The sequence below is a fragment of the Dietzia sp. PP-33 genome, assembly GCF_033790845.1.
Taxonomy (GTDB): domain Bacteria; phylum Actinomycetota; class Actinomycetes; order Mycobacteriales; family Mycobacteriaceae; genus Dietzia.
Window position 1 is genome coordinate 75,425 of sequence record NZ_JAMYEI010000009.1, and the last position, 12,867, is coordinate 88,291.

The 12,867-nt window shown below is 71.5% G+C and carries 13 protein-coding genes; 5 read left to right on the forward strand and 8 right to left on the reverse strand.

Going from position 1 to position 12,867, the window contains the following annotated elements; translation table 11 throughout:
• Positions 1–20 precede the first annotated feature (20 nt).
• Positions 21–458: a nitroreductase family deazaflavin-dependent oxidoreductase gene (locus tag NJE57_RS15590; protein ID WP_319029433.1), complete on the forward strand. Its 438-nt coding sequence runs from the start codon at positions 21–23 to the stop codon at positions 456–458.
• 55 nt (positions 459–513) lie between these two features.
• Entirely contained in the window at positions 514–1,443 is a 930-nt protein-coding gene (locus tag NJE57_RS15595) for a patatin-like phospholipase family protein (RefSeq protein ID WP_319029434.1), read from the forward strand.
• 18 nt (positions 1,444–1,461) lie between these two features.
• On the opposite strand, the gene NJE57_RS15600 is transcribed toward NJE57_RS15595, so the two are convergent.
• Positions 1,462–2,718 (reverse strand): glutaminase, encoded by a 1,257-nt coding sequence (locus tag NJE57_RS15600; RefSeq protein ID WP_319029435.1) that lies wholly within the window; start codon positions 2,716–2,718, stop codon positions 1,462–1,464.
• Between the two features lie 115 nt (positions 2,719–2,833).
• On the opposite strand from NJE57_RS15600, the gene NJE57_RS15605 reads away from it, so the two are divergent.
• A complete protein-coding gene (locus tag NJE57_RS15605) occupies positions 2,834–3,433 on the forward strand; it encodes a fasciclin domain-containing protein (RefSeq protein ID WP_319029436.1) in 600 nt (199 codons plus the stop codon).
• 127 nt (positions 3,434–3,560) lie between these two features.
• Here the strand turns inward: NJE57_RS15605 and NJE57_RS15610 are convergent, their stop codons facing one another.
• Together NJE57_RS15610 and NJE57_RS15615 are read right to left on the reverse strand one after the other, a co-directional pair.
• On the reverse strand, positions 3,561–5,021 hold the full coding sequence (locus NJE57_RS15610) for an FAD-dependent oxidoreductase (RefSeq protein ID WP_319029437.1): 1,461 nt from the start codon (positions 5,019–5,021) through the stop codon (positions 3,561–3,563).
• Between the two features lie 262 nt (positions 5,022–5,283).
• A complete protein-coding gene (locus NJE57_RS15615; RefSeq protein WP_319029438.1) occupies positions 5,284–6,633 on the reverse strand; it encodes a PLP-dependent aminotransferase family protein in 1,350 nt (449 codons plus the stop codon).
• Between the two features lie 96 nt (positions 6,634–6,729).
• On the opposite strand from NJE57_RS15615, the gene NJE57_RS15620 reads away from it, so the two are divergent.
• Positions 6,730–8,001, forward strand: a complete 1,272-nt coding sequence (locus NJE57_RS15620; RefSeq protein WP_319029439.1) for a pyridoxal phosphate-dependent aminotransferase — start codon at positions 6,730–6,732, stop codon at positions 7,999–8,001.
• Between the two features lie 78 nt (positions 8,002–8,079).
• Here NJE57_RS15620 and NJE57_RS15625 read toward each other — a convergent pair whose 3' ends face one another.
• From NJE57_RS15625 to NJE57_RS15640, 4 genes are all read right to left on the reverse strand, one after another.
• The gene (locus NJE57_RS15625) at positions 8,080–9,240 is read right to left on the reverse strand and encodes an alpha/beta hydrolase family protein (protein WP_319029440.1); all 1,161 of its coding nucleotides are present in this window, start codon (positions 9,238–9,240) and stop codon (positions 8,080–8,082) included.
• Between the two features lie 76 nt (positions 9,241–9,316).
• The gene (locus NJE57_RS15630; protein WP_319029551.1) at positions 9,317–9,772 is read right to left on the reverse strand and encodes a glutathione peroxidase; all 456 of its coding nucleotides are present in this window, start codon (positions 9,770–9,772) and stop codon (positions 9,317–9,319) included.
• A 134-nt stretch (positions 9,773–9,906) separates the two neighbouring features.
• Positions 9,907–10,461, reverse strand: a complete 555-nt coding sequence (locus tag NJE57_RS15635) for a hypothetical protein (RefSeq protein ID WP_319029441.1) — start codon at positions 10,459–10,461, stop codon at positions 9,907–9,909.
• Positions 10,462–10,530: 69 nt separating this feature from the next.
• Positions 10,531–11,313: a hypothetical protein gene (locus NJE57_RS15640; RefSeq protein ID WP_319029442.1), complete on the reverse strand. Its 783-nt coding sequence runs from the start codon at positions 11,311–11,313 to the stop codon at positions 10,531–10,533.
• Positions 11,314–11,395: 82 nt separating this feature from the next.
• Here NJE57_RS15640 and NJE57_RS15645 point away from each other — a divergent pair, with 82 nt between their 5' ends.
• On the forward strand, positions 11,396–12,283 hold the full coding sequence (locus NJE57_RS15645) for an alpha/beta hydrolase (RefSeq protein ID WP_319029443.1): 888 nt from the start codon (positions 11,396–11,398) through the stop codon (positions 12,281–12,283).
• A gap of 44 nt (positions 12,284–12,327) precedes the next feature.
• Here NJE57_RS15645 and NJE57_RS15650 read toward each other — a convergent pair whose 3' ends face one another.
• Positions 12,328–12,792 carry an SRPBCC domain-containing protein gene (locus NJE57_RS15650; RefSeq protein ID WP_319029444.1) on the reverse strand — a complete coding sequence of 155 codons (465 nt, stop codon included), beginning with the start codon at positions 12,790–12,792 and terminating at the stop codon, positions 12,328–12,330.
• Between the last annotated feature and the right edge of the window lie 75 nt (positions 12,793–12,867).

The following is a 12,867-nucleotide window of genomic DNA, read 5'->3' on the forward strand; positions in this document are numbered from 1 at the left end:
AACTGACGAGAGAGGCCACCATGCCGTTGACCGGTGAGTACGAACCCAGCCCCAGCAAGTGGGTGCGGGATCAGGTCGAGCAGTACGAAAAGAGCAACGGGGCCTCGGGCTCGGAGCTGTCGGGCATGCCGGTGGTCATCGTGACCACCGTGGGCAAGAAGTCGGGAAAGCTGCGCAAGACTCCCCTGATGCGAGTCGAACACGAGGGCTCCTACGCTGCTGTCGCTTCCCTGGGCGGCGCGCCCACCCATCCGGTCTGGTACTGGAACATCAAGGCCCACCCGCACGTAGAGCTGCGGGACAAGGACCGGGTCGGCGACTTCACCGCTCGCGAACTGAGCGGCCGGGAACGCGACCTGTGGTGGGATCGGGCGGTGGCGGTGTACCCCGACTACCGTGACTACCAGGAGAACACCGAGCGGACCATCCCAGTGTTCGTGCTGGAGCCGCAGGACTGACCGCTCGCGTCACCGGACCCGAACGCCCGGTACCCCTCACCCCAGGAGGTCCCCGATGACCCGGATCGCCCTCGTCCTCGGTTGCGGCGGCACGATCGGTGGGGCCTGGATGATCGCGGCCCTGCACGCCCTCGCCGAGCAGACCGGCCTCGATCCCCGCGACGCCGACGTGCTGCTGGGTACCTCCGCGGGGGCGGAGTTGGTGACGATCCTGGGCGGTGGCACCGGGATCGACGAGTTGGTGGCCATGCAGCGCGGCCGGACGCGCGACCTCCGGCTCCTGGAGCACATCGCCTCCACCCCGCCCGGGGTCCCGCCACTACCGGGCCCGCCCCTGCTGAACCCCAGGCTGTTCCGGATGCGGTCCGGGCTGGCCGCCGTCGCCGGTATCACGCCCACCGGTCGCGGAGACGCCCAGTGGTTGCAGCGGCTGGCGGAGGGCTTCGAGGTGGGCGCCTGGCTGCCCCACCCCGGCTCCCGGATGGTCGCCTACGACGTCCGGGCCGGTGAGCGGGTCGTGTTCGGTGCACCGGGCTCACCGATCGCGACCGTCGGCGAGGCGCTGCGGGCGTCCTGGGCGACCCCCGGGTGGATGCCACCGGTGCCCGTCGGGGACCGGATCTTCGTCGACGGCGGTATGGGTTCGACCGCCTCGGTGGATCTGATCGCGCCCGCGGACGCGGATCTGGTCTACGTGATCGCCCCGATGGCCTCGGCGCCCGGCGTCCGCGTACCCGGGCCGGGCGGCCTGGTGGAGTACCGGTTGATCCGGCACCCGATGTCCGCGGGTCTGGCCGGGGAGATCGCCGCCGTTCGCGCCCGGGGGACCACCGTCGTCCCGATCCTGCCGACCGCCGTCGACCTCGCGGGCCTGGGCGCCTACTTCATGAGCAGGGCCCGCCGGCTGACTTCGTTCGAGCACTCGATGAAGACCGCTCCGGACACGGTCCGTGCCGCGCTGTCCGAGGCGGGAATCGGGGCGTGAGTCACGCCCGACGGAGCGTCACCGCGCCGCCCGCCGGGTGACCGGGCGGGTCCCGTCGCCCAGATCCGGTGCCGGCAACCGGCGCCCGGGATCGGCCAGTCCGACGAGGTGCCCGTCGGCGGACAGCCGCCGCATCCCCTCGAGCAGCATCCGGCGGGCGCTGGAGTTGACCGACGACACGCGGCTCAGGTCCAGGGTCACCTCCTCCTCCCCGGGCGGGATCTCGGCCAGCCGGCGCAGCACCTGCTCGGCGCTGGCGAACGTCATCGGCCCCTGGAGACGGAAGGTGCGCCGCCCGCTGATCTCGTCGAATCGCACCGAGCGGACCGCCTCCACCTCGGTCACGGTGGGGTTCATCAGGTGCAGCTCCAGGTCCTGCGAGAGCCGCTCGAACGTGCGCACCCCCTCGACACTGTGCCCGTGCTCGTCGAGTCGGGGCGAGAAGACGCCGAGCCCCACCTGCCCTGGCAGGGCGCCGAAGATCCCGCCGGACACCCCGCTCTTGGCGGGGATCCCGACCGTCGACATCCAGTCGCCGGCCGCGTCGTACATCCCGCACGTGGCCATCACGGCCAGCACCTGGCGGGCCACCGGCGCCGAGACCACGCGTTCGCGGGTGACGGGGTTGATCCCACCGGTGGCCAGGGTCACCGCCATCACCGCGAGGTCGCGGACCGTCACCCGGTATGCGCACTGGCGCGTGTAGCCACGCACCGCCTCGTCGGGGTCGCCCTCGATGATGCCGCTGGCCCGGACGAGGTTGGCCATCGCCCGGTTGCGGAACGCCGTGCGCAACTCGGATTCCCGGACGGCGGAGTCAACCTCGAGGCGGCGGCCGGCGAACGACGACAACCCGGCGGCCAGCGCCTCGTCGCGCTCGTCCTCTCCCGCGCCCGGAGGCCCCACGAGGGTGTGGGTGGTGATGGCGCCGATGTTGATCATCGGGTTCCTGGGCCGGCCGCTGACCCTCTCCAGGGAGATCTGGTTGAACGCGTCCCCGGACGGCTCCACGGCCACCTTCTCGAGGACCGCCTCGATCCCCCGGTCCCGCAGCGCCAGGGCGTAGGCGAACGGCTTGCTCATGGACTGGATGGTGAACTCGGCGTCGGCGTCCCCGGCGGTGTAGACGACGCCGTCCATGGTGCAGGCGGCCACCGCGAACCGGTTCGGGTCCACGGCCGCGAGTTCGGGGATGTAGTCAGCGAGACGGCCGTCCGCGCCGGTCGAACAGAGGTCGCGGATCTCGAGTAGGTAGTCAGGTACCGGCGTTTTCACGACCTCAGGGTGTCACGCCGGGCCCGCGGAACTACAACGATCCTGTCTCACCGGTTCCGCCGGGCGTGATCAGGACCACGCACTGTCCCAACCGATTTCCGACGAAAGGAATCTCATGAAGCGGACTATCGCAGTGACGGGAGCCATCGGCCTCGCGGTGTTCATGGGGGCGTGCGGCACGACCGACGACACGACCGAGGAGACCACCACGGTCGAGACCACGACCACCGAGATGACCACGGAGACGACGACCGGCGAGGAGATGACCGAGGAGGCCGCGGCCACCGGCGACATCGTCGACACCGCCGTCGCCGCGGGCGATTTCACCACGCTGACCGACGCACTCGAGGCGGCGGGCCTGGTCGAGACCCTCAAGGGCCCCGGTCCCTTCACGGTGTTCGCACCGACCGACGACGCCTTCGCGGCGCTGCCGGAGGGTCAGCTCGATGAGCTCCTCGCCGATCCGGAGGGCGACCTGGCCCAGATCCTGCAGTTCCACGTGATCGAGGGCGAGGTCATGGCAGAGGACGTCATGGGGATGGACGGCGAGACGGTCCAGACCCTCCAGGGCGCCGAGTTCACCGTCGAGGTGGAAGGCGAGGAGGTCATGCTGGTGGACGGTGCCGACAACCGCATCACCGTCATCCAGACCGACGTGCCCGCCACCAACGGTGTCATCCACGCCATCGACGGGGTCATGATGCCCCCCGCCTGATCCGCCATGACACGGGCGACGCCCCGGCTCGACCCGCAGTCGGGTCGGCCGGGGCGTTTCTCTCTCCGCCGGACGCCCGCCACGGACCCCCCTCCGCGCCGGACGGGCGTGCACCTCCGCGGTCCGGTCAGTGCTCGTCGTACCTCTTGAGATCCCGGGTCGCCGGACCCTCGAGCAGTTCGCCGCAGGCGGAGAACCGTGAACCGTGCCATGGGCAGTCCCACGAGCGCTCGGCCTCGTTCCAGCTCAGGGCGGCGCCCATGTGCGGACACAGGAGACCGACCCTGCAGGTCTGGCCGTCGTCCCCGGTCGCCTCGCCGATCGGCCGGATGCTCGGCCGTGGCCGACGCGTGGCCGCCTGCACGGCGGTGGCGGCGAGCTGTACCGGGAGGTCGGCGTACAGCGACACCGAGGTGCGCACCATCCCGGTGAGCGAGGGCGTGCCGAAGGACACCCGCGGTTCCCGGCTGGCGAGACGGTCCACCATGATGCCCGCCGCGGCCGGCGCGCCCGTGAGACCCCACTTGCTGTAGCCGCCGGCGAAGTGCACCCGGCCCTTGCCCCACGGCATCGGTCCGGACTTGGGCAGCAGCGTGACCGGGTGGAAGTCCTGCGCCGACCAGCCGTGGGTGAACTCGGCGCCGGGGAAGTACTTGGAGGCGTACTCGCGCAATGAGTCGATCTTGGAGTCGGTTCCCGCGGCCGTGCCCGTGCGGTGGCCGTTGCCGCCGACGAGCAGAACCTCACGGTCGCCCACCGGCACCGTCCGGAGCGAGCGGACCGGGCTCTCGACCGATCCGTACATCCCCTCCTCCAGTCCGCCCGGGTACTCGAACGCGCACAGGTAGGAGCGCTCGGCCTCCATCGACGCCACGGTCGGGCCGCGGTCGAGTGCCGGGGACGCGGTGGCCAGGACGACGTCGCGCGCCGTGCACGACCCACCGTCGCTGCGGACCTGCACGTGCGCGTCCTCGCCCTGCCCGCGCACGTCCAGACCGGTCACGCGGGAGTGCTCGACGATCCGCACACCGAGAGCCGCCGTCGCGTCGGCCAGCGCCCCGAGCGCCTGCACGGGATCCAGCTGCATCTGGCCGGGCAGCTCCACGGCCGCCCGGGCCGGGAAGGGCACGTCGATCCGGTCGTACCACCGGGCGGGCAGGCCGAGGGCGTCGAGCGTGCGCTTCTCCGAACGCAGGGTGCTCGTCCCCTTGAGAGTGCGCGAGAAGGTGACGGCGCGGCGTCGCTGCGCGTCGACCCCGTGGGACTCACAGAAGTCCGCCCACCAGTCCAGGCCGAACTGGTTGGCCTCGGCGTACCGACGGGCGGTCTCGAGCCCGTGGTGAGAGCGGATGGTCGACAACCGGGTGCCCTGGAGCACCGACACCTTGGCCGTGGTCGCGCCACTCGCCCCGGCACCGACGGTGTGGGCCTCCAGCACCACCACCGAACTGCCCCGGGCGGCCGCCATCAGGGCGGTGATCAGCCCGGTGAAACCCGCGCCCACCACCACCAGGTCCACGTGCTCACCCTCGGGGAACTCCGCCACCGGGGGATCGATCGTCGTGCGTCGCCAGAATGATGTGCCCATCGTGCGTCTCCTCTGAGCTCGGTACGAACCTCGCGGTCACTGTAAGGCCGCACACCCCGGCTCGCACCCGCTGAGGATCACCGCCCGGGCGGGAGTCGAGACGGCGTGACCGGGTCGTGGCCCCCCGACGACACGCCTGCTACGGGTCCGGTGCCACCGATCACATCCCGCAATTCCGCGGCGAACGCCTCCGCATCCCGCGCGACTAGCCGCGAATAGCTCAGCACGAGCCCCGACACCGCATACCGCGCGGACTGCCCGCTCAGGGACCGCGTACGCCAGCCGGCCCGCTCGAGCTCGCGCACCACCTCGTCGTCGTCATACCCCGGCAGCAACACACACACAGGTGCAACCCGGCCTCTACACCCGTCACGTCGAGCCCCGGACACTCCCTCGCCAGCGCGGCCACCAGGCGGTGACGCCGGTCGCTGTACACCCGCGCCGCCCTCGCCAGGTGCCGGTCCATCGCGCCGGAGGCGATGAACGCGCCCAACGCCTCCGCGGGCAGCGTCGACGGGCCGCGCCGGTGAACGACGAGCCAGCGGTCGACCTCGCGACGCAGCGCGGTCGGCGCCAGGCACCAGGCCACGCGCAGGTCGGGGGCCACCGACTTGGAGGATGTCCCCACGTACGCCACGTGGCCGTCCGCGGCGGGCAGGGTGGCGAGCGCGGGCAGCGGGGCGACGCCGTAGCGGAACTCGCCGTCGTAGTCGTCCTCGATCACCAGCGACCCCGTCCGCTGCGCCCAGTCGACCAGCGCCACCCGCCGGTCCACGCTCATGCGATGCCCCAGCGGAAAGTGGTGTGCGGGGGTCGTGAAGACGATCGCGCGGGCCGAGCCCAGCCGCGCCGCGTCGAGACCGCCGGGCTCCGCGGGATGGAACCGCACGTCCAGATCCTGCTCACGAGCCATCAGCAGCGCGCCCCGGTACCCGGGGTCCTCCATGTGGAAGGGCACCCGACCGTGTGCGGTGACGAACGCCGAGCACAGGGCGGCGATCGCCGAGCGCGAGCTGTCGAACAGCAGCGGGTCCGCGGCGGCGATCCCCCGGTGCCGGCGCAGGTGGGCGGCCAGCGCGGCACGCAGCGTCGGACTCGGCTCCTCCCACGGGTTCAGACCCGCCAGCCCCTGTGCCGCGGCCGCTCGCACCGCGGCGCGCCACGCCCGCTCGTCCACCAGCGCGACGTCCGGGATCCCGGGGCGAAGATCGTGGGCCGACCTGCCCCGACGGGGTTCGGGAACCGGCGACGACCGCGATGCCGCGGGCGGTGACGACGACGACCCCGAGGGCACGAGCCGCGACGACGACGAGGTGTCGCGCACTCCGCGCGTCCGCGCCCCGGCTCGCGCCGCCTGACCCGCCCCGGCAGCGACCCGGGTGCCCGAACCCTGGGCGGAGTCGACGAAACCGGCCGCCGAGAGTTCGTCGAACGCCCGGACCACGGTGCCGCGGGAGAGGCCGGTCTGCCCGGCGAGCGCGCGCGTGGAGGGGAGCCAGTCGCCGTCGGCAAGCGAACCGTCGGAGATCAGGTCGATGATGGCGTCCGCCAGTCCTGCGGCGCCTGACACCTGCCCCAGGACCGGGGAGCCGGGTCGGGCGGTGCGGGCCATGGGCTCAGCGTAGGCGAACCGGGCCGGGAAGTGGTCCTACGAATATGCGATAAGTGGACCTCCCATCTGATCCACTTACGCGGTGGGATGGTCCACATGCAGACCTACCGCCAATCCCGACGCCTCCGCGACGTGCGCTACGACGTCCGCGGTCCCATCCTCACCGAAGCCATGCGGCTCGAGTCCGAGGGCCAGGACATCCTGCGACTGAACCTGGGGAACATGCACCCGTTCGGTCTCGAGGCACGGCCCGAGATCGTCGAGGCCGTGGCCCGCCAGCTCGGACACGGCCAGGCCTACTCGGACTCGCGGGGGATCCTGCCGGCCCGGGCGGCCGTGGCCGAGCACTACCGGCGCTGCGGCGTGCCCGGGATCCGCGCCGAGGACGTGTTCCTGGGCAACGGGGTGAGCGAACTCATCACGCTCGTCCTGCAGGCGCTGGTCGACCCGGGCGACGAGATCCTGGTCCCGGCGCCGGACTACCCCACCTGGACCGGCGCGGTGAACCTCACCGGGGGCGTGCCCGTGCACTACCTGGCCGACGAGTCCGACGGCTGGAACCCGTCACTGGCGGACATCGAGTCCAAGGTCACCCCGCGGACCACCGCGTTGGTGGTGATCAACCCCAACAACCCGACCGGCGCCGTCTACAGCGCCGAGACCGTCCGGGGGATGGCCGACATCGCCCGACGGCACGGGCTCATCCTGCTCAGCGACGAGATCTACGAGAAGGTGATCTTCTCGGGCGCCCACCATCACCACGCGGCGCTGGCCGCCGGCCCGGACGTACTCTGTCTGACCTTCGGCGGCCTGTCCAAGGCGTACCGGGTGTGCGGATACCGTGCCGGCTGGGTGGCTGCGACGGGGCCCCTCGATCGGGCGCAGGACCTTCTCGAAGGGCTGACCCTGCTCGCCAACATGCGGGTGTGCCCCAATGTCCCGGGCCAGTACGCGATCCCGGTCGCGTTGGCCGAGGACTCGCCGTGGGGCGCCGACGTGATCGACCCCGACGGCCGGATCGAGCGGCAGCTCGCGCTGGCGACCGATCGTCTGAACGCCATCCCGGGCGTGAGCTGCGTGGCACCCCGCGGCGCGCTCTACTGCTTCCCCCGGCTGGACACCGAGAGGTTCGGCATCGGTAGCGACGAGGAACTGGTGCTGGACCTGCTGCGCTCCGAGCACGTCCTGGTCACCCACGGCACCGGCTTCAACTGGCCCGAGCCCGACCACTTCCGGATCGTGTGCCTGCCCGACGTCGGCGTGCTCGAGAGCGCGATCGGCAGGATCGCCGGGTACCTCGAGCGGCGTGCAGAGCTCCACCTGGAGACCGGAACTCCGACGCGAAGTCCGCTGTCCGCGATCGGGTAGCGGGTCCCGACAGGGATCTGCGCCCGACCGGGGCCTGCGCCCGACCGCGTGAGCCCCGGTTCGCCCCGAGGTGGGGGTTCAGCCCTGGAGAGCGGGCTCGATGTGACCCCAGCCGGCCTCGAAGTTCTTGAGGAAGTTCGACCAGTTGTGCAGACCCGTGTCGGAGTAGTCCACCCGGTGGTCGACGTCCGCGCGGTCGAGTGCCCTCTCGAAGGCCTCGGTGCCCTCGCGCACGCCCTTCTCCAGGACCAGTCCGATGAGCAGCCCCTGGACGTCCGCGCCGCCGCCGTACTCCTGCAGGTCCTCGGGACCGACCTCGCCGCTGCCGGCGGAGAAGTAGACCGCTTTGCCGCGGAGTCCCTCCGGGTGCGAGATGGTGTCGTTCTCCGCCCAGCGCTCGCTGCGGTGCGGACCCCACATGTTGTCCACCTCGCCGCCGCGCGTCTCCACACTGAGACGGACGGTCTGGTAACCGAGCTCGTCCATCGTGGAGTAGTAGCCGCTGAAGGACATCACCGCGTCGTAGAGCCCGGGGTGCGTGGCGGCCAGGTGCATGGCGGCATGGCCACCCATCGAGATTCCCCCGATCCCGTTCCTACCGCTCGTCTCGAGCTGCTCGGCCACGACGCCCGGCAGCTCCTCGGTGAGGAACTGCTCCCACTTGTTGTGGCCCAGGACCGGGTCCGGCTGCTCCCAGTCGGTGTAGTACGAGGCGAAGGCGCCGGCGGGGTTGACCACGTGCACGTCCTCGTCCGCGAGGCGATCCGCGATCTCGCCCTCGTGGTTCCACCCGGTGCTGCCCACCGGGGCGCCGACGCCGTCCAGCATGTACAGCACGGGCGCGGCGCCCTCACCACGCGACGGGACCACCTCGACGGTGATCTCGCGCTGCATGGACGCGGAGGCGACGATCCAGTACTGGTACTCCCCCCGCGTCCGCTCGACGCCGCGGAACTCGGTCTCGGTGATGGTCGGATCCACCGGTGAGGGCGTTCCGATCGGAGCCGAGGACCCCTCACCGAGCGGGACATCGGCCGAGCCGACCGACCCGAGCGATCCGGCGGTGGAACCGAGCGGCACCGAGCCGACGGCCTCGATGATGGTCTCGAGGTCGTCCGGCCCCAGCGTGGACGGGTCGATGCTGCCGAGCTGCGCACCGGCCGGTGCGACCGAGCCGAAGGTCAGGGCGAGCGAGAGGGCGCCGGCGGTGGCGACGAATCGGCGGAGTCCGGAGGACATGAGGCTCCAATGTTCTGAGTGATGACTTAGAGACCTTAGCCGCCACAAAGGATCTGCCGGCAACCGCCACCGGAGATCACTCGCCCCGCAGCGCGCCCTCCACCGCCTCACGCAGGTCCTCCGGCTTCTTGTTGGGACCGAAGCGCCCCACCACCGTGCCGTCCCGCCCGATAAGGAACTTGGTGAAGTTCCACGAGATCCGGCCCCCCAGCAGGCCGCTCTCCTGCGTCTTGAGCCAGCGGTAGAGCGGGTGTGTCCCCGACCCGTTGACCTCGATCTTGGTGAACAGCGGGAACTCCACGCCGAAGTTGCGCTCGCAGAACTCGCCGATCTGCTCGTCGTCACCGGGTTCCTGGTGCGCGAACTGATCGCACGGGAAGCCCAGCACCACGAAGCCCTCGTCGCGGTACTCCTCGTACAGCTTCTGCAGTCCCTTGTACTGCGGGGTGAATCCACATTTACTGGCGGTGTTGACCACCAGGACCACCTGACCGGCATAGTCGGCCAGATCCTTCTCGCTCCCGCCCGGCATGCCTGCCCGGAAATCCGCGAGTGTGAACTGCTCTGTGGCCACGCTGCGCCTCCTCGTCGTCGTCATGATGGGTCGGCGGCACCCACCGCCCACCGGTGAGGCTTTCACACCCGGGCCCTCAGAACGTGTCGGAATCACCGCGCCGCCGCGGACACCTCGGGCATCCTCAGCCCCGACGCGGCGCCGACCAGCCCGAGCGCGGCCAGGAAGACCAGCGCCCACTCGACCCCGGCCATCGCGACGGCGGTGCTGATGCCGCCCACCACCAGCAGGATGATCCCCATCGCGGAGTTGGAGACCGCGACATAGGTCGTCCGCAGGTCGCCCTCGGCCACGTCGAGGACGTAGGTCTTGCGGCCCACGCGCACCCCTGAGTGCAACAGCGTGAGCAGGAAGTACCCGCCCACGAACACCACGGTGCCCGCCGCGGACGAGCCGTCGAAACCGGGCAGGGACACGGCCGCCACGAATCCCAGCGACACCACCGAGGCGGCCGCGGCGGCGCCGGTCATGAGCCGGCGACTCGACCGGTCGGCGAGGCGGCCGAAGATCCGCCCACCGACGAGCGAGGCGAGACCGGAGGCGAGGATGAAGCCGCCCAGCCCGGCCAGTGCCCCGGTACCCGAGGCGACCGACATCGACACGATGAACGGCGGGCTGAGCGACGACACGAGGATCAGTCCCCGCACCGTGACGAACCTTCGGAACGTCCGGTCCTCGCGCAGCAGCCGGGCAGCCCCGGCGAACCAGGATTCACCTCACGACCCGTCGCGGCTGTCGGCGTCGGCGACGGCGTCGGCGTCGGCGACGGCGTCGGCGTCGGCGTCGGCGCGATCGTCGTTTACCCGGCCCCCGGCGGCGACCTCCCCCGGGGGCTCGGTCACCCGCGCGTAGACCAGCGCCGAGAGGACCCACAGCACGGCGCCTCCGGCCAACAGCAGAGCCAACGCCCCGGGGTCCGGGTCACCTCCGCCGACGGCGCGGATCGCCAGACCCAACGTGACGGCCACGATCCCGGCGGCGGAGGTGCCGAGACCGACGATCTGACCGCGTTCGCCGGACGGGACGGTGCGCCCCTGCACGTCCTTCGACGCGATCGAGCACAGGCATCGTCCCAGGGAGAACACGACCAGCGCGCCGAGGATCCCCACCCCGGCAGCCGTTCCGTGGCCGAGCGCGGCGATCCCGGCCATCACCGCGACCGAGGCGGCCTGCACCACAGCGCCCGCCGCGAAGACCCACTTGCGGTAGGTCGTGCGCAACACGAGCGGGGTGAGCAGCACCTGGGGCAGCATCGACCCCGACTCGCGGATCGGCACCAGCAGACCGACCAGGGCCGCCGGCACCCCGAGCGCGTGGAAGAGCCACGGCAGCACCGTGGAGGCGTTGACGGTCTGGTCACCGGAGGACTGGAGGGTGTTGGCCGCGACCAGCTTCAGTCCGTTGCGGGGGATGTCACGCCCGACCTGCTCCGGCAGGTCGCCCGCGTGGGAGTGCTCACGCGTGACGAGGGCGGAGTAGACGGTCTCGACGGCGGTCACGGACTGGAGAGCTTAGCCACCTTCTCCGACCGCGGCCGTTCGGGCCGCCCCGTCGCCCCGGTCCACCCCATAGGCTCTCGGGATGACAGACCACACGCTCCGGATAGGTGGGCGGCGCATCGGCGTCCACGAGTGCGGCGACCCCGCCGGGGAGCCCGTGTTCCACTTCCACGGCACCCCGGGCTCGCGTCTCGAGATGGGCTTCGGCTCCCCCCTCGCCGAGCGGGCGGGCGCACGCGTGATCGGTGTCGACCGCCCCGGATACGGCCTGTCGGACCCGGGACCGATCAGCACGGACGGGGTCGCGCGGGACGTCCTGGCGGTGGCCGATCAGCTGGGGGTGTCGCGCTTCGCCGTGTCGGCCTGGTCGGGCGGAGGGGCGTTCGCGCTGGCCACTGCCGCCGCCGCGCCCTCTCGCGTCACCCGGGTGGGCCTCGCCGGCGCTCTGGCGCCGACCGAGGAGATGCCGGACGCCCGCGCGGCACTGACCCCGAACGACCTGGAGGCGCTGGCCCACCTGCCCGCGGACCCGGCGCGCGCGGCCGAACTGTTCCACTCCGGCAACGCCGAGCTCCTCGAGGCGATGCTGGGGGTCAGGGACGACGAGACCGCGCCGTGGGTCGACTGGATGTGGGCGGGTAGCGACGCGACGGTGATCGCCGGCGCCGCCGCCCGTCGCGCCCTGTACGTCGACTTCCACGAGGCGCTACGCCAGGGGACCATGGCGATCGCCTGGGACAACGTGGCCTTCGTGGGGCCGTGGGGATTCCGGGTCGAGGACGTCCGTGCGCCCGTGCACCTCTGGTACGGCGAGAACGACGAGATGGCCCCGCCGGTCAACGGGCGGTGGCTGGCCGGGCACCTGCGCGAAGCCCACCTGACCGTCTGTCCGGGGCAGGGGCATCTACTGCCGCTCACCCACTGGGGCGACATGCTGCGGGTGCTGATCGCCCAGGGGGGGACCGGCTGACGCGGCCCGCCCGTCGGACCGCCCGTCGGTTGACCGGTCGGGACTCAGCCGGCGACCGCGGCCGCCAGGTTGGACAGGGAGTCCTCGAGCTGCTGCTCGGACACCAGCGGGAAGGAGATCTTCTTGAGGATCTCCTTGTCGGTGACCTTGCCCCAGTCATAGGTCAGGCGCACCAGGGTCGACTCGGGGCCATGGTTCTCGAGCTCCCAGACCCACTCCCAGCCGGGGGGCTCGGTGCCGGCGGGCGCGGTCTGCCACGCCAGGATCTTGTCCTTGCCGTAGCCGGTGACGTGGTTGTCGGTGCGGTACTCGCCACCCATGTGCTCGCCCTCCATCTCCATGGTGAACACATCGCCGACCTGCTCGATGCGGTCGGACTTGTAGTCGCCGCGCACGAAGCCCGAACCGTCCAGCCTGGCGTGGTTCTCCGGATTGGTCAGGAACTCGAAGATCTCGGCCGCCGAGTGGTCGATCACGCGCTCGACGGTGATGCTCGTAGATGTACTCATGCCCTCCACCGTGCCCGCCTCCGCCGGCTCGTGCATCCGGTCGCCACCACCACGGCCGGTCGCAGGCCGGCTCCG

Excerpts from the sequence above, each read along its gene's own strand:
- NJE57_RS15590 (WP_319029433.1), top strand. The coding sequence starts at position 21 with ATGCCGTTGACCGGTGAGTACGAACCCAGCCCCAGCAAGTGGGTGCGG.
- NJE57_RS15595 (WP_319029434.1), top strand. The coding sequence starts at position 514 with ATGACCCGGATCGCCCTCGTCCTCGGTTGCGGCGGCACGATCGGTGGG.
- NJE57_RS15605 (WP_319029436.1), top strand. The coding sequence starts at position 2,834 with ATGAAGCGGACTATCGCAGTGACGGGAGCCATCGGCCTCGCGGTGTTC.
- NJE57_RS15610 (WP_319029437.1), bottom strand. The coding sequence starts at position 5,021 with ATGGGCACATCATTCTGGCGACGCACGACGATCGATCCCCCGGTGGCG.
- NJE57_RS15615 (WP_319029438.1), bottom strand. The coding sequence starts at position 6,633 with ATGGCCCGCACCGCCCGACCCGGCTCCCCGGTCCTGGGGCAGGTGTCA.
- NJE57_RS15620 (WP_319029439.1), top strand. The coding sequence starts at position 6,730 with ATGCAGACCTACCGCCAATCCCGACGCCTCCGCGACGTGCGCTACGAC.
- NJE57_RS15625 (WP_319029440.1), bottom strand. The coding sequence starts at position 9,240 with ATGTCCTCCGGACTCCGCCGATTCGTCGCCACCGCCGGCGCCCTCTCG.
- NJE57_RS15630 (WP_319029551.1), bottom strand. The coding sequence starts at position 9,772 with ATGCCGGGCGGGAGCGAGAAGGATCTGGCCGACTATGCCGGTCAGGTG.
- NJE57_RS15645 (WP_319029443.1), top strand. The coding sequence starts at position 11,396 with ATGACAGACCACACGCTCCGGATAGGTGGGCGGCGCATCGGCGTCCAC.
- NJE57_RS15650 (WP_319029444.1), bottom strand. The coding sequence starts at position 12,792 with ATGAGTACATCTACGAGCATCACCGTCGAGCGCGTGATCGACCACTCG.